12 protein-coding genes are annotated in these 15,679 nt (G+C 64.6%); 8 read left to right on the top strand and 4 right to left on the bottom strand.

What is annotated here, in order from left to right:
* Nucleotides 1-85: 85 nt before the first annotated feature.
* The gene (locus NED97_RS06565; protein ID WP_252489913.1) at nucleotides 86-1,531 is read right to left on the bottom strand and encodes a short-chain fatty acid transporter; all 1,446 of its coding nucleotides are present in this window, start codon (nucleotides 1,529-1,531) and stop codon (nucleotides 86-88) included.
* A 61-nt stretch (nucleotides 1,532-1,592) separates the two neighbouring features.
* Between NED97_RS06565 and NED97_RS06560 the strand changes: the two genes are divergently transcribed.
* Entirely contained in the window at nucleotides 1,593-2,876 is a 1,284-nt protein-coding gene (locus NED97_RS06560; RefSeq protein ID WP_252489912.1) for an MFS transporter, read from the top strand.
* Between the two features lie 68 nt (nucleotides 2,877-2,944).
* Here NED97_RS06560 and NED97_RS06555 read toward each other — a convergent pair whose 3' ends face one another.
* The gene (locus tag NED97_RS06555; protein WP_252489911.1) at nucleotides 2,945-3,391 is read right to left on the bottom strand and encodes a UPF0179 family protein; all 447 of its coding nucleotides are present in this window, start codon (nucleotides 3,389-3,391) and stop codon (nucleotides 2,945-2,947) included.
* A 64-nt stretch (nucleotides 3,392-3,455) separates the two neighbouring features.
* Nucleotides 3,456-3,866, bottom strand: coding sequence for a DUF5820 family protein (locus NED97_RS06550; RefSeq protein ID WP_252489910.1), 411 nt, complete (start codon nucleotides 3,864-3,866; stop codon nucleotides 3,456-3,458).
* A 634-nt stretch (nucleotides 3,867-4,500) separates the two neighbouring features.
* Here NED97_RS06550 and NED97_RS06545 point away from each other — a divergent pair.
* From NED97_RS06545 to NED97_RS06525, 5 genes are all read left to right on the top strand, one after another.
* Nucleotides 4,501-6,573, top strand: a complete 2,073-nt coding sequence (locus NED97_RS06545; RefSeq protein WP_252489909.1) for a PrkA family serine protein kinase — start codon at nucleotides 4,501-4,503, stop codon at nucleotides 6,571-6,573.
* A 1-nt stretch (nucleotide 6,574) separates the two neighbouring features.
* The gene (locus NED97_RS06540) at nucleotides 6,575-8,860 is read left to right on the top strand and encodes a PrkA family serine protein kinase (RefSeq protein ID WP_252489908.1); all 2,286 of its coding nucleotides are present in this window, start codon (nucleotides 6,575-6,577) and stop codon (nucleotides 8,858-8,860) included.
* Nucleotides 8,851-10,179 (top strand): YeaH/YhbH family protein, encoded by a 1,329-nt coding sequence (locus NED97_RS06535; protein WP_252489907.1) that lies wholly within the window; start codon nucleotides 8,851-8,853, stop codon nucleotides 10,177-10,179. The genes NED97_RS06540 and NED97_RS06535 overlap by 10 nt, the downstream gene beginning before the upstream one ends.
* Nucleotides 10,172-12,199 (top strand): SpoVR family protein, encoded by a 2,028-nt coding sequence (locus NED97_RS06530; RefSeq protein WP_252489906.1) that lies wholly within the window; start codon nucleotides 10,172-10,174, stop codon nucleotides 12,197-12,199. The genes NED97_RS06535 and NED97_RS06530 overlap by 8 nt, the downstream gene beginning before the upstream one ends.
* Nucleotides 12,200-12,275: 76 nt before the next feature.
* On the top strand, nucleotides 12,276-13,292 hold the full coding sequence (locus NED97_RS06525; RefSeq protein ID WP_252489905.1) for a HEAT repeat domain-containing protein: 1,017 nt from the start codon (nucleotides 12,276-12,278) through the stop codon (nucleotides 13,290-13,292).
* Between the two features lie 26 nt (nucleotides 13,293-13,318).
* Here the strand turns inward: NED97_RS06525 and NED97_RS06520 are convergent, their stop codons facing one another.
* Nucleotides 13,319-13,987, bottom strand: coding sequence for a glycerophosphodiester phosphodiesterase (locus tag NED97_RS06520; RefSeq protein ID WP_252489904.1), 669 nt, complete (start codon nucleotides 13,985-13,987; stop codon nucleotides 13,319-13,321).
* Between the two features lie 270 nt (nucleotides 13,988-14,257).
* On the opposite strand from NED97_RS06520, the gene NED97_RS06515 reads away from it, so the two are divergent.
* Together NED97_RS06515 and NED97_RS06510 are read left to right on the top strand one after the other, a co-directional pair.
* A complete protein-coding gene (locus NED97_RS06515; RefSeq protein ID WP_345781230.1) occupies nucleotides 14,258-14,740 on the top strand; it encodes a response regulator in 483 nt (160 codons plus the stop codon).
* Nucleotides 14,741-14,836: 96 nt separating this feature from the next.
* Complete coding sequence (locus NED97_RS06510) at nucleotides 14,837-15,559, top strand: SDR family oxidoreductase (RefSeq protein ID WP_252489903.1); 723 nt, start codon at nucleotides 14,837-14,839, stop codon at nucleotides 15,557-15,559.
* Nucleotides 15,560-15,679 lie beyond the last annotated feature (120 nt).

Here is a 15,679-nt window from a genome sequence, read left to right as displayed (position 1 = left end):
ACGCCGACGGGACGAGGTGCTGCAGTGCCGTCGCTCGCTTCGTTCCGGACGGTGGAAAGGATATTCGCGGATCAGTATTCGCGGATCAGTACGGCAGGAAGTACAGCACCACCGCCAGGAAGGGAACGAGCGCGAGTAGCATGGCGATCGCGTACCCGAACATCTCTCGCGCCCTGATCTGCGTGATCGCGAGCAGCGGGAGCGCCCAGAACGGATTCAGCAGATTCGTGTGGGCGTCGCCGACGGCGTAGGCCATCGTCGCGTGTCCGATCGGAATTCCCAGATCCTGCGCGGCCCCGAGTACCGACGGCCCGAGGACGATCCACTCGCCGCCTCCGGAGGGAACGAAGAGGTTGACCACGGCCGCGGTGAGCCAGGCGATCACGGGGAACGTCTCCGGCGTCGAGATCGCGAGCATTCCTTCGGCCATCGTCTCCGCGAGCCCGGAGCCGGCCATCATCCCCTGGATCCCCGCGAAGAAGGGAAACAGGAGAATAATTCCCGCGGCGGCTTCCGCGGCTTCTCCGAACCGCTCGCGGTAGACGGCCGGACGGGTGTAGATCGCGAGGCCGACGAACAGGAACGCGAAGTTCAGCACGTTCAGGTCGAGCGCGTCGAGTCCGAGCGTCCAGAACTGCCAGCCGACCACGGCGACGCCGGTCAGAGCGATGAATCCGCCGAGGAGTCGGCTGTTGTCGATCCGCTCCGCCGGCAGCGTCTCGTCACGCCGGTCCGCGTTCGGCTCCGGCGCGGGTTCGTCCGTCACCTCTTCGTCGCGCCCGCCGTCCGGCGTAGCCTCGAACAGCTCTTCTTCGGCGATGTACTCGGTGATGCCCTTCGACCGCTCCGGCGAGGGCGTCAGCAGGTAGAGCACGATCGCCGCGAAGACGATCGACAGGGCGGTCAGCGCGAGCGCGTACGAACTGAAGATCGTCGCCGACGTACCGACGGGATCGTCGACGATGCCGAGTTCGATGAACTCGTTGCCCGGCGTCGCGAGCAAGAGCGGTGCCGACCCGGATAGTCCCCAGTGCCAGGTGAGTCCGAGTCCCATGTAGCCGGCGACGCAGAGGAGCGGATAGTGGACCTCAATCCCCTCACGATAGGCGGCTTTCCCCATCTCCCGGGCGAAGATCGCGCCGACGACGAGGCTAAACCCCCAGTGAACCCAAGCCAGCGCCATCGAGACGACGCCAACCAGGACGACCGCCTGCTTGTTGGTCCGTGGCATCGTCGCCAGCCGCTGGAGCGCGCTGTTGACGTAGGGGTGATACGCGATGACGAATCCCGTCATGATGATCAGGACCATCTGCATCGCGAACGTCAGGAAGGCCCAGAAGCCGTCGTACCAGTGAAACACCATGTCCGTCGGCCCTTCCCCCTGAACGACCATTCCTACCACGAACACGACGTACGAGAGGATGATCGCGAACAGGAACGGGCTCGGCATCCACCGCTCGACCGCGTCCGCGATGCGTTCCCCCGCTCGTTCGATAACGTTGCCACGTGCCGCCGGTGATTCGGTCGACATATGTCCATGTGAACTGACCACATACTAAAGACTATGTGAATTCACGGACCAGTGATACGGGATGGATCGCGACGATAACCCTGTCCGCTCCCGCGGTAACACTGCGGACAGGACGGGCGACGGAATCGTCTACCGCGGGTGGTACGTCGTCGCTGGGGGCTTCGTCGGCGCGCTCATCGTCTTCGGCCTCTCCTACGCTTTCGGGGTCTTTCTCGAGCCGATGCAGCGAGACCTGGGCGTCTCTCGGTCCGGCATCTCGTTCGTGTTCTCCGTCCAGACCGTCGTGATCTACCTCTCGGCGGCGGGGCTGGGGGTCCTCGCGGATCGGTTCGGCGTTCGTCGACTGCTGCTCGTCGGCGGGGCCGCGCTCGCGATCGGCGGGGTCTGGACGAGTCGCACCGACTCCTACGGGGCGTTGCTGCTCTCCTACGGGGTCGTCGTCGCGATCGGACTCGGCGCGATCTACGTCGTCTCCTACGCGACGGTCCCCCGGTGGTTCCAGCGCCGTCGCGGTCTCGCGACCGGCGTCACGACCGCCGGACTCGGCGTCGGAATGGTCGTGCTGGCACCGGCCGCGAGCGTCCTCGTCGCAGCCCTCGGGTGGCGGCTCGCCCTCCTCGCGCTCGTCTCCGGAGCGGCGGTCGCCGTCGCGGCCGTGACGCCGCTGTTCGCCGACGATCCGGCCTCGAGCGAGGTCGATCCCGGAGAGGAGTTTCCCGGCGGCGTTCCGGACCGCGAGCCCGCGGAGTGGACGACCTATCGACGGGAGGTGATCGCAGTCGCGACGTCGCGATCCTTCCTGCTCGTGTTCGCGGGCTGGGTGCTCATCTACGCGTCGCTGTACGTTGTGCTCGTCCACATCGTCCCGTACGCCGGCGAAATCGGTCTCGACGAGCGAACGGGCGCGCTCGCGCTCGCGACGATCGGCATCACGACCGCCGCCGCCCGGATCTGCATCGGCAGTCTGGCCGATCGGACCGGTCGCGTTCGAACGTTCGTCGTCTGCTCCGCCGTGATGTGTACCTCGACGCTGGTTCTCCCGCTCGTGGGTTCGGCGGCGGCGCTGTACGGCTTCGCCGTCGTCTTCGGCATCGCCTACGGCGGCAACGGAGCGCTTCTCTCGCCGCTCACGGTCGATCTGTTCGGTGCCGCGAACCCGAACGCGATCTTCGGGCTCGTGTCGCTTTCGTTCGCCGTTTCCGGGCTGACCGCGCCCTGGCTCGCCGGTCTCGTCTACGACCTCGTCGGCACGTACACACCCGCGTTCGTCGGAGCGGGAATCATCGGAGTGCTCGGGACGGTACTGGTCGGGATCGCCGGATCCGAGCACCGGTTGGAGAGATGAGACGTTCGATCCGCTGATCGGCGACCCTACGCTGCGATCCGAATTCGGTCCCGGATTTTCGGCGACCGTCAGTCCTCGGTCTCGAGTTCGACCAGTTCCAGCGAGCGGTCGAGGTGACAGACCTCGTGTGGCGGATCGCCGACGATATCCCGGATGCGGTACTCCTCGTCGAACGCGACGCCGTCGGGTTCGCAGTACTCGTGGCTCGGGCACTCGATGTACGGACAGGGACCGGACAGGCTCGTCTTGCTGCCGGCGAACGCGCCCTTCGAGGGGATGTTCGCCGCGACGGAGACGGGTTCGACCTCGACGGCGCGAACCCCCTCGTCGTGCATCGCACACTCGAGCGTCTGGGCGTTCTCGCGGACGGACGTAACGCGGTACTTGGTGTCGGCCGAGAGGTTGAGACACTGGCTTCGGTACGGACAGCCGGCGCAGCCGTCGGCCTCGCCGTGGTAGACGAACTCGGTTCCCGACTCCGCCAGGCGGGATCCGACGAGGGTGACAGTCGACATACGAACCGATAGTCGCCAGGGCTGGTTAAGCCTCACGTCCCGTCGTCCGGACGGCGCTCCGGAGTTACGAGTCCTGTACGACGGAGCCGGTGAGTTCGTCGAGCCGCTCGAAGTACCGCTCTCGGGGCACCTGGTACAGGTCGCGGTAGTCGATCTCGCCGTCGTCGAACTGCCGGGCGAGCTTTAGCGTACAGTCGACCCCCTCCGCGCGCGTCTCGAACCGGTGCGTGTCGTTCAGCGACACGTCGGGCTCGAGGTAGAGCGTTACGAACCAGTCGTTCTCGAGGGTGCGGTCGGTCGGATTCGTTCCCGGCCGCCGGGTCCGCTTGCCGTGTGTCAGGTACAGCGTCGGCAGGCAGGCCGCGGGAAACGCCTCCCCGTTGAACACGTCCGGTCGGTAGGCGAGCACCAGGCGGCCGTCTTCGCCGGCCGACCAGACCTCCCAGCCGTCGGGGAGCGACTCGAGTTCGGTCATGGCCGGCGGTAGGGACGGCGCCCGTAAATCAGCGTCGTCGACCCGCGGACGGAGTGACGGTCCACCGGCGTGCGCTGGATCGGACCGGGACAGGAGTCCGAAAAGAACCGCTCTCTCGAGGATATATGAGATTCGATGAACGAACGCGCGTCGGTGAACGCGGGGTTTGCAGGCCGAGAATTTATTTCATTGACCCTCCTCCGTGGTACGTGGTATCAGTTACGATCGATACGTTCTACACGGGTTGCCTGAAATAAAGTTCTGATAAATACCTTTTGGGGCTAACCTTAAGTAGCTGGATTACTCACTCATTAAATACTATCGGTATCCGTTCGTCGGACCGATCCACTCCGCGCCCGTCCCCGGCGCACCGCCGTCCGAGACCGGTAACCCGGTTCTCGCGCGACGTCGAGTGGTGAAAGATCACATATGGCATGGCACATCGACGCCGCCCGCACAGGTTCGCGCTCTCTGCGAGCCGTCTCGCCGGGAGCACCGAGCGCGTGGGGTCTGTGTCGGGCTTCGACGGGACGGCGGATCCCGACGGTCCGGCAACGCGATGCCGCGGCTGGTCGAACGACGTCAACTCCGATACTACCCGACGACGGGGGAAACCGCAACTGGCAATGATACCATGAACGGTGACATCGAGACGCTCGAGAAGCTCAGTACGGATTACAAGGAATCGATGCCCGCAGACCTGCGGGAGACCAAGTCCTTCGACTGGTACTTGGAAGAGTGCTACGAGGACCCGAAGATTACCCGCAACGCCCACCAACGGGTTGCGGACATGTTCGACTACTACGGTACCACCTACGACGAAACCGAAGGGGTGGTGGAGTACGAACTCGCCTCTAAGGACCCGCTCGGCGACGGCGAGAACACCTTCTACGGGAAGGTGATCCACCAGTCGATCCACGAGTTCGTCAACAAGGTGAAATCGGGCGCTCGTAGACTCGGTCCGGAACGGCGGATCAAGCTCCTGCTCGGGCCGGTCGGCTCCGGGAAGTCACACTTCGACAAACAGGTCCGCAAGTACTTCGAGGACTACACGCTCCGCGAGGAGGGGCGGATGTACACGTTCCGGTGGACCAACCTCTGTGACGTCATCCAGGACCAGGACCCGTCCGACGACGTCGTCCGGTCGCCGATGAACCAGGATCCGCTCGTCTTGCTGCCCCTCGAGCAGCGCCAGCGGGTGATCGACGACCTGAACGAGCAACTCGATGCGCCGTACACGGTCCAGAACGAGCAGGCCCTGGACCCCGAAAGCGAGTTCTACATGGACAGGCTGCTCGCCTACTACGAGGACGACCTCCAGCAGGTGCTCGAGAACCACGTGGAGGTCATCCGACTGATCGCCGACGAGAACAAGCGCCAGTGTCTCGAGACGTTCGAACCCAAGGACAAGAAGAACCAGGACGAGACCGAGCTAACGGGCGACGTCAACTACTCGAAGATCGCCATCTACGGCGAGAGCGATCCGCGCGCGTTCGACTACTCGGGGGCGTTCTGTAACGCCAACCGCGGCGTCTTCTCCGGCGAGGAGCTGCTGAAACTCCAGCGCGAATTCCTCTACGACTTCCTCCACGCGACCCAGGAGCAGACGATCAAGCCGAAGAACAATCCCCGGATCGACATCGACCAGGTGATCGTCGGGCGGACGAACATGCCCGAGTACAAGGACAAGAAGGGCGACGAGAAGATGGAGGCGTTCAACGACCGCACCAAGCGGATCGACTTCCCGTACGTCCTCTCCTACGAGGACGAGGCGCTCATCTACGACAAGATGCTGAACAACGCCGACGTCCCCGACATCAACGTCGAGCCGCACACGCTCGAGATGGCGGGACTGTTCGGCGTCCTGACGAGAGTGGAAGAACCCGACACCGAGACGGTCGACCTGCTCTCGAAGGCCAAGGCGTACAACGGCGAGATCGACGAGGGCGACGACATCGACATCAAAAAGCTCCGCGAGGAGGCCGAGGCGAAAGCCGAGATCGGCGAGGGGATGGTCGGAATCTCACCCCGCTTTATCGGCGACGAGATCGCCGAGGCGATCATGGACTCCAAACACCGCTCTCGAGGGTTCCTCTCGCCGCTGACGGTGTTTAACTTCTTCGAGGAGAACTTAGAGCACCACGGCTCGGTTCCCGAGGAGAACTTCGAGACGTACTACCGCTACCTCGAGACGGTCCGCGAGGAGTACCGCGAGCGCGCCATCGAGGACGTCCGTCACGCCCTCGCCTACGACATCGACGAGATCCAGCGCCAGGGCGAGAAGTACATGGACCACGTGATGGCCTACATCGACGACGACACGATCGAGGACGAGCTCACGGGCCGCGAACAGGAGCCCGACGAGACGTTCCTGCGCTCGGTCGAGGAGAAGCTCGCGGTGCCCGAGGATCGCAAGGAGGACTTCCGCCAGGAGGTCAGCAACTGGGTCTCCCGGCGCGCCCGCGAGGGGGAGGCGTTCAACCCGCAGGACAACGAGCGCCTGCGCCGCGCCCTGGAGCGCAAGCTCTGGGAGGACAAGAAGCACAACATCAACTTCTCGGCGCTGGTGTCGGCCAACGAGTTCGACGACGACGAGCGCTCGGCGTGGATCGACGCGCTAATGGAACAGGGCTACTCCGAGGAAGGGGCCAAGGAAGTGCTCGAGTTCGCCGGCGCCGAGGTCGCCAAAGCCGAGATGGAAGACTAACATGACCGGACGCGACTACGTCAGCGAGGCCGACCGCACCCTGGAGGAGACCTACGAAGAGCCGATGACCCTCGCTACCTACGTCGACCGCGTCTTCGAGAACCCGACGATCGCCTCCCACGCCTCGAAGTACCTGCTCGAGGCGATCGAGGCCGCCGGCACCCGTACCGTGGTCGAGGAGGGCGAGGAGAAGGAGCGCTACCGATTTTTCGACGATCCGCACAACGACGGCGAACACGCGATTCTCGGCAACACCGAGGTGCTGAACCAGTTCGTCGACGATCTCCGGTCGATCGCGGCGGGCCGAGCGAAGGACGAGAAGATCATCTGGTTCGAGGGCCCGACGGCGACCGGCAAGTCCGAACTCAAGCGCTGTCTGGTCAACGGGCTGCGCGAGTACTCGAAGACGCCCGAGGGGCGCCGATACACCGTCGAGTGGAACGTCACCACCGCTGACGTCGAGGAGCGCGGCCTGAGCTACGGCACCGACTCGACCGCCGTAGACGACACGAACTGGTACGAGAGTCCGGTCCAGGCGCATCCGCTCTCCGTCTTCCCCGACGAGATCCGCGAGGACCTCCTCGGGGAGCTAAACGGCCACCTCGAGGATCACGTCCCCGTTCGGGTCGACGCCGCGCTGGATCCGTTCTCTCGGGAGGCGTACAACTACCTCGAGGAGCACTACCGCCGCAAAGGGGAGGAAGCCCTGTTCTCGGCGATCGCCGACGACCAGCACCTCCGCGTGAAAAACTACGTCGTCGGCATCGGCCAGGGCGTCGGCGTCCTCCACAGCGAGGACGACGGCCGTCCCAAGGAGCGACTCGTCGGCTCGTGGATGCACGGAATGCTCCAGGAACTGGATTCGCGCGGGCGGAAGAACCCGCAGGCGTTCAGCTACGACGGCGTGCTGTCGCAGGGTAACGGCGTCCTCACGGTCGTCGAGGACGCGGCCCAGCACGCCGACCTGCTGCAGAAGCTGCTGAACGTTCCCGACGAACAGTCGGTGAAACTCGATCAGGGGATCGGGATGGACGTCGACACGCAGATGCTGATCATCTCGAATCCCGATCTCGAGGCGCAACTCAACCAGCACTCCGATCGCAACGGGATGGATCCGCTGAAGGCGCTCAAACGGCGGCTCGACAGACACGAGTTCGGCTACCTGACGAACCTGAGCCTCGAGACCGAGCTCATCCGCCGGGAACTGACCAACGAGACGGAGGTCTGGGAGGACGACCGCTACGGCGACCTCGCCGACCGTATCCGCGAACCGGTGACGGTGAAAGTCAAGGACCGCGACGGCGAGACGCGGCCTCGGGAGTTCGCCCCGCACGCGCTCGAAGCGGCGGCGCTGTACGCGGTCGTCACCCGACTGGACGAGGAGGACCTCCCGAACGGGCTGGACCTCGTCGACAAGGCGCTGATCTTCGATCAGGGCTACCTCCAGGAGGGGGACACGCGCCGCGACAAGGAGGAGTTCGACTTCAACGACGACGGACAGGACGGCGATCACGGGATTCCCGTCACCTACACGCGGGATACCCTGGCGGAACTGCTCCAGACCGACCGGGATCGCCACCACTCGGAGCTCCCGGTCGAGGACGTCGTGATGCCTCGCGACGTGCTGAACACGATGGCCGAGGGGTTATCCGAGGCGCCGGTGTTCTCGACGGGCGAGCGTTCGGAGTTCGAGAACCGGGTCGTTCCGGTGAAGAACTACGTCTTCGATCAGCAGGAAAGCGACGTCATCGAGGCGATCATGCACGAGAAACGAGTCGACGAGGAGACCGTCGCCGAGTACGTCGAACACGTCTACGCCTGGGAGACCGAGGAGCCGCTGTACAACGACCGCGGCGAGCGCGTCGAGCCGGATCCGCTGAAGATGAAGCTGTTCGAGATCGAGCATCTGGGCCGGTTCTCCGAGGCCGAGTACGAGGGCAACACGCCCCGCGAGAGCGTGCGGAACTTCCGCCGCGAGAAGGTGATCACGTCGCTGAACCGCCACGCGTGGGAGCACCGCGACGAAGACTTCTCGGTCGAGGACGTCGACCTGGCGGCGATCCCGGTGATCAGGTCCGTCCTCGAGAGCCACGACTGGGACGACGTCGAGCGGACCTTCGAAGACTTCGACCCGCGCCAGTGGGACGACCCGCCGGGCGGGACGGAGACCGAGACGGTCAAAGCACAGACGATCGAGACGATGGTCGAGCGCTTCGACTACTCCGAGGCGTCGGCCGAACTGACCAGCAGACACGTTATGGGACAGGTGTGCTACAGATGGGACTGAGAGACGACCTCGAACGATTCCGAGAAGTCGGCGAGGACCGCCGCGAGGACCTCGCCGATTTCATCAAGTACGGCGACCTCGGCGGCAGTCGATCCGACCAGATCCAGATTCCGGTCAAGATCGTCTCGCTGCCGGAGTTCGAGTACGATCAGCGCGACCAGGGCGGCGTCGGACAGGGTGACGGCGGTACCCCCGACGTCGGCCAGCCGGTCGGCCAGCCACAGCCCCAGCCGGGTGACGACGACGGCGACGGCGACGAACCCGGCGAGGAGGGTGGCGACCACGAGTACTACGAGATGGACCCCGAGGAGTTCGCGCAGGAACTCGACGAGGAACTCGGGCTCGACCTCGATCCGAAGGGCAAGAAGGTCGTCGAGGAGAAGGAGGGTCCCTTCACCGACCTCACCCGAACCGGACCCGACAGCACGCTCGACTTCGAGCGGATGTTCAAGGAGGGGTTAAAGCGCAAACTCGCGATGGACTTCGACGAGGAGTACCTCCGCGAGGTGTGCAAGATCGAGGGCTTCGGCCCCCGCGACGTCTTCGAGTGGGCCCGCGGCGAGAACCTACCCGTGTCGATGGCCTGGATCCAGGACGCCTACGACGATATCCCGTCCCAGGAACGGAACACGTGGGCCTCGATCGAGGAGGTCGAGCAGAACGTCGAGCGCGAGAGCGTTCAGCAGAAGATCCAGCGCGAGGGGATCAAACACGTCCCCTTCCGCCGCGAGGACGAGCGCTACCGCTACCCGAAGATCATCGAGGAGAAGGAGAAAAACGTCGTGGTCGTCAACATCCGCGACGTCTCCGGATCGATGCGCGAGAAGAAACGCGAACTCGTCGAGCGCACCTTCACGCCGCTCGACTGGTATCTCACCGGGAAGTACGACAACGCCGAGTTCGTCTACATCGCTCACGACGCCGACGCCTGGGAGGTCGATCGCGAGGAGTTCTTCGGCATCCGATCCGGCGGCGGAACGAAGATTTCGAGCGCGTACGAACTCGCCGCCGAGCTGTTAGAGGAGTACCCCTGGACCGACTGGAACCGCTACGTCTTCGCGGCGGGCGACTCCGAGAACTCGAGCAACGACACCGGCGAACGGGTGATTCCGCTGATGGAGGAGATCCCGGCGAACCTTCACGCCTACGTGGAGACCCAGCCGAGCGGCAACGCGATCAACGCCACCCACGCCGAGGAACTCGAGCGCCACTTCGGCACCGACGCCGCCGACGTGGCCGTGGCCTACGTCAACGGCAAGGACGACGTGACCGACGCGATCTACGAGATTCTCAGCACGGAGAGTGAGACCGATGAGTAAGTCCAACTCAAACGCCGACAGATTCCGCAAACAGGCGATCGCGACCGACCTCGAGGAACCGGTTCTGGAGGCGCGCAACCTCGCCACGAAGCTCGGCCTCGAGCCGTACCCGGTCAACTACTGGATCATCGACTACGACGAGATGAACGAACTCATCGCCTACGGCGGGTTCCAGTCGCGGTACCCCCACTGGCGGTGGGGGATGCAGTACGACCGCCAGCAGAAACAAGGCCAGTACGGCGGCGGCAAGGCCTTCGAGATCGTCAACAACGACAACCCGGCTCACGCGTTCCTCCAGGAGTCGAACACGCTGGCCGACCAGAAGGCGGTCATCACGCACGTCGAGGCCCACTCCGACTTCTTCGCGAACAACGAGTGGTTCGGCCTCTTCACTCGGGGCCAGTCCGACGAGGGGCAGGTCAACGCCGCGGCCATGCTCGAGCGTCACGCTCGCTCGATCGACGAGTACATGTCCGATCCCGAGATCGACCGCGCCGAGGTCGAGAAGTGGATCGATCACGGTCTCTCGCTCGAGGACAACATCGACCAGCACCAGGTGTTTACCCGTCGACTCGACATCGACGGCCCCGTCGAGGAGATCGACGAGGACCTGGCCGCGAAACTCGACGAACTGGGGCTCTCCGACGAGATCAAAGGGGAGGTGTTCGACGAGGAGTGGATCGAAAAGCTCGAGGGCGAAGATGGCCCCTCGAACTTCCCCGAAACGCCCCAGAAGGACGTGCTGGCGTTCGTCCGCGAGCACGGCAAACGGTACGACGAGGATGCCGGGCGCGCCGTCGAGATGGAGCCCTGGCAGCGGGACGTCCTCGATATGATGCGGGCGGAGGCGTACTACTTCGCCGCCCAGAAGATGACCAAGGTGATGAACGAAGGGTGGGCCGCCTACTGGGAGTCGACGATGATGACCGACGAGGTGTTCGCCGGCGACGACGAGTTCGTAAACTACGCGGATCACATGGCGAAGGTGCTCGCCTCCGGCGGTCTCAACCCCTACAGTCTCGGGATGGAGCTGTGGGAGTACGTCGAGAACACGACCAACCGCCGCGAGGTGCTCGAGCGCCTGCTGCGCGTCGAGGGGATCTCCTGGCGCAACCTGACGGAGGTCGTCGACTTCGACGAGGTCCTCGAGATCCTGGAGCCGCCGGAAGCGCTCGCCAGCATCGATGCCGAGAGCCTCGACGATCTCGCAGAGCTTCCCGACGAGTGGATCGACGACGAAGCGCTCGAGCGCGCTCGGGTGGGCGAAATTAGCGTCGAAAAGTACCCCTGGAAGCTGCTCACCTACGAGGGGCTGGCCCGCCGACATTACTCGCTGGTCGAGCGTCAGAACCGCGGGTTCTTGAGCCGGGTCAACCAGAACGAACTCGAGCGGATCGGCCGCTACCTCTTCGACGACGCCCGGTACGCGTCGGTCGGGGAGGCGCTCGAAGACGTCGACTTCGCCGCGGGCTGGGATCGGCTCTTCGACGTCCGCGAGAGCCACAACGACGTCACGTTCTTGGACGAGTTTCTCACCCAGGAGTTCATCACGGAGAACAACTACTTCACCTACGAGCACTCGCAAGCGACGGGGCAGTTCCACGTCGCCAGCGACGCCGCCGAGGACGTCAAAAAGAAGCTGCTGTTGCAGTTCACGAACTTCGGGAAGCCGACGATCGCCGTCTACGACGGGAACTACAACAACGCGAACGAACTGCTGCTCGGCCACCAGTACAACGGCGTGATGCTCGACCTCGGGCAGGCCCGGGAGACGCTGAAGCGGATCTTCGAACTCTGGGGTCGTCCCGTGAACCTGCTGACGATCGTCAAGGAGGTCGACGAACACGACGTCGAGGTCGCAAAGCGTCGCAACCGCGAACCCGAACCCGAAGAGCGCGGGAAACTGCTCCGGTACGACGGGACCGAGGTGACGATCGAGGACGTCCCCTGGGAGGAGGTCGAACACCTCTCGGCCGACGACGTCGACTACGACACGAAGCCGGACGAATGGCTCGCCTGAGCCGCCGATTGTGCGAACCGGGATGGAAAAAACGGTCGGAACACTTTTACTGACTTTCACGCATGGCTCACACGAGATGGACGGGGATGGGGGCGAGGCCGTCGAGCAGAGTCGTCGATCCGGCACGGCGGATCTGCCGTCGGTACTCGCACGGCTCGACGCTCAGGAACCGGAAACCAGACAGGCCGCCGTACGAACGATCCGTAAGGGGATCGACGACCGACCGGGCGCGTACGTGCCGACGGTTCCGAAGCTCCGGGGGTTGCTGACCCGACCGGAATTCGAGGCCCGGGAAGACGTCGCGTACTGTCTCGCCGAACTGGCGCGAGAGGCGCCGGCCGACGTCGCTCCGTCGGTCGACGAACTCATCTGGTTCGCCGCCGACCACGAACGAGCACCGGCGACGCGACACCTGCTTCGCTGTCTCGCCGCCGTCGCCGCCGACCAGCCGGAGGCCGTCGCGGGTCACGTCCCGACGATCGTCGCCGTGCTGTCGGTTCGTCGGGGGTACGACCGCTGGGGACTCCGGACGCTGATGCGCGTTTCGCGGACGGATCCGGACGCGCTCGAGCCGGCAGTACCGTTGCTTTCGGACGCGCTGGCGGCGAACCCCGAGGCGAACGGTGTCCCGACGCTCACCGTGCTGGGTCGCGTCGCTCGCTCGGAGCTCTCGCTTTCGTCGCTCTCGTTCGTCGAGCACGCGATCGAACTCGCCGATCACGACGACGACTCGCTGCGGCGGAACGCGATCGGCTGTCTGGCCGACGTCGCTCATCAGACGCCGTCCGCGGTCGAGGAGGCCTGCCCCGTGATCGCCCCGGCCCTCGAGAGCGACGACGCGAAGACGCGGGCCAACGCGGCGGTCACGATCGGCCGCGTCGCCGCCGGACGACCGAACGTCGTCGATCCTGCGCGGACGCAACTGCTCGAACTGCTCGGGGACGAGTCCCCGTCCGTCCGCGCGAACGCCTGCGTCGCGCTCGGCTACGGGAACGTCACCGAAGCCCGCGAGCAACTTTCGCGGCTCGCGACCGGAGATCCGGAGCCGACTGTACGCGATCGGGCGGCGTGGGCCTGTGATCAGCTTTCGTAGCCGGCAGGTAGCGCCGTGGCGTCGTTTCAGCGGCCGACGAGCTGAATCGGACGATCCGCGGAGATACAGTCGACGCCGCGGAGTCCGAGCACTCGCGCGGTCGTCCATCGCTCGATCGCCCAGGCGTGTATCTCGAGTCCCACCGCCTTCGCCCGGGGGACGAGACGCGTCGTCAGACAGCGCCAGTAGTTCGCACCGATGACGTCGCAATCGAGTTCGACGGCGGTGGTGACCGGAGACTCGAGTCGCCGGCTGACGAGCAGTCCCGTCGGCTGGTCACGGTCGTGTTCCCGGATCGATCGCAGTTCGGGGAGCAGGAAGGAGGTGACGACGACCCGATTCTCGACGGCCGTGACGGCCTCGAGGATGTCCCCGGCGATACCGAGCTCTTTCATCTCGAGGTTGACCTCGACGTGTGGCGGGAGCGCCTCGAGCATCTCCTCGAGCGTCGGGATTCGCTCGTCCGACTCGAACACCGAGAGCGTCCGCAGCTCCTCGAGTGCGGTGTCGGCGACCGTGCCGACGCTCCCGGTGACCCGATCGATCGTCTCGTCGTGGATCACGACGAGTTCGCCCGATCCGCAACGTCTCACGTCGAACTCGACGGCGTCGGCCTGGGCTGCCGCGGACTGAACGGCAGCGATCGTGTTCTCCGGAGCCGTCGCGGCGAAGCCGCGATGAGCGATCAGACGCATTCGAACGGAGAAACGACGGGGGACGGCTTTAGCCTGTGGTCTGCCGATTCCGTCACAGCTGCCGACCGGGATGACTCCGCACATATGATACCGTTCCGATATGATTTAGATTGTCCGTGTAGTCGTAATAAACGGGAGACTCAGCGCCCCACGAATAACTATTCGCCATATAGGAGTGATCAGTAATCGTCGCCTGTCGGCAAACAGACTTATATAGTCACGATAAGTAAACAGTCATAGTTTCAGTATAGTATGAAAAGTCAATATGTTTTGACCTCGGGGTCCTCGGTCCTGGAGGAGTACCGATACGACGCCGCGGCCGAAGACCGCGTACGGATGTTACTCGTCGAGAGTGACTCCGACGACGCGCAACTCGTCTGTGAGGCCTTCGGGGCGGTTTCGACGGAAACCACGATCGACGTGGTGCCGGACGGCGAGGCGGCACTGGAGTTCCTCGAGCAGCGCGTCGACGAGACCGATCCGGTTCCGGACCTCGTGCTTCTCAACCTGGAACTTCCCGGAATGGACGGATTCGAGTTTCTCGAGGCGGTTCGAGCGGACGGCGAACTGGCTCACTTACCGGTACTCGTGCTGACGAACTCGAACGCCAGCGAGGACGTCAACGAGAGTTACGACCGCGCCGCAAACGCCTACCTCACGAAGCCGTCCGACCCCGCCGCATTCGAGCGGATCGCGAGCGCGATCGAGCGCTTCTGGTTCGAGCGAGCCTCGCTTCCGCCGATCTCCTCCTGACGGTTCTTCTTCGCCGGATCCCTCTCACTCCCGGCTCCGCAGACGTTGCCGCCAGCGCCCCGACGATTGATCTGTCTTGCCGTTGGAGGGGACGGTATGTCACCGAAGACAGCCTTCGACGTCGACTTCGACGGAACCGTCGCCGTGATCACGGGTGCGAGCGGTGCGCTGGGAAGCGCGACCGTCGACCGCTTTCGCGAGGCCGGTGCGACCGTCTGTGCCGTCGACGTGGTCGAACCCGACGACGAGGGCAGTTTGCTCGAGACCGACGCCGGAACCCACTTTTACGAGGCCGACCTGACCGACGAGGACGACGTCGCGCGCCTCGTCGACGATCTCGTCGACGACCACGGTCGGATCGATCACCTCTGTAACATCGCCGGCACCTGGCGCGGCGGCGATCCGATCGAGGAGACCGACCTCGAGGAGTTCGACCTGCTGGTCGACGTGAACCTGAAGACGGCCTTCCTGGCCTCGAAGCGCGCGCTGCCCCACCTCCAGCAGTCCGAAGGATCGATCGTCAGCATCAGCGCTCGGTCGTCGCTCGAGGGAGGGGAGGGTGACGGTCCCTACCGGATCACGAAGGCCGGAATCCGACTGCTGACGGAGACGCTGGCCGAGGAGAACGAGGGCGTCGTCCGGGCGAACTGCGTGATGCCCAGCGTGATCGACACGCCGATGAACCGTGAGATGATGCCCGACGCCGATCACGACTCGTGGGTCGAACCGCGCGAGATCGCGGACGTGCTGGCGTTTCTCTGTAGCGACGGGGCGGCAGTGACGAGCGGTGCAGCCGTGCCCGTTTACGGCGAGGCCTAACGAGACCGGGGTCCCGGTCTCCAACCGTCGCTCGCTAGTGGCGGATTAATCGGACGGCGTGTGAAACGGATCCGGCCGAACGCACCTGTTATGGGTCACAACACCGTGTCACACCGGAAC

This window comes from Natronococcus sp. CG52 (genome assembly GCF_023913515.1).
GTDB lineage: Archaea > Halobacteriota > Halobacteria > Halobacteriales > Natrialbaceae > Natronococcus > Natronococcus zhouii.
Note: the sequence above shows the minus strand (reverse complement) of the source record. Positions and strands in the feature narration are given on the sequence as shown.

Excerpts from the sequence above, each read along its gene's own strand:
- NED97_RS06565 (WP_252489913.1), bottom strand. The coding sequence starts at position 1,531 with ATGTCGACCGAATCACCGGCGGCACGTGGCAACGTTATCGAACGAGCG.
- NED97_RS06560 (WP_252489912.1), top strand. The coding sequence starts at position 1,593 with ATGGATCGCGACGATAACCCTGTCCGCTCCCGCGGTAACACTGCGGAC.
- NED97_RS06555 (WP_252489911.1), bottom strand. The coding sequence starts at position 3,391 with ATGTCGACTGTCACCCTCGTCGGATCCCGCCTGGCGGAGTCGGGAACC.
- NED97_RS06550 (WP_252489910.1), bottom strand. The coding sequence starts at position 3,866 with ATGACCGAACTCGAGTCGCTCCCCGACGGCTGGGAGGTCTGGTCGGCC.
- NED97_RS06545 (WP_252489909.1), top strand. The coding sequence starts at position 4,501 with ATGAACGGTGACATCGAGACGCTCGAGAAGCTCAGTACGGATTACAAG.
- NED97_RS06540 (WP_252489908.1), top strand. The coding sequence starts at position 6,575 with ATGACCGGACGCGACTACGTCAGCGAGGCCGACCGCACCCTGGAGGAG.
- NED97_RS06535 (WP_252489907.1), top strand. The coding sequence starts at position 8,851 with ATGGGACTGAGAGACGACCTCGAACGATTCCGAGAAGTCGGCGAGGAC.
- NED97_RS06530 (WP_252489906.1), top strand. The coding sequence starts at position 10,172 with ATGAGTAAGTCCAACTCAAACGCCGACAGATTCCGCAAACAGGCGATC.
- NED97_RS06525 (WP_252489905.1), top strand. The coding sequence starts at position 12,276 with ATGGACGGGGATGGGGGCGAGGCCGTCGAGCAGAGTCGTCGATCCGGC.
- NED97_RS06520 (WP_252489904.1), bottom strand. The coding sequence starts at position 13,987 with ATGCGTCTGATCGCTCATCGCGGCTTCGCCGCGACGGCTCCGGAGAAC.
- NED97_RS06510 (WP_252489903.1), top strand. The coding sequence starts at position 14,837 with ATGTCACCGAAGACAGCCTTCGACGTCGACTTCGACGGAACCGTCGCC.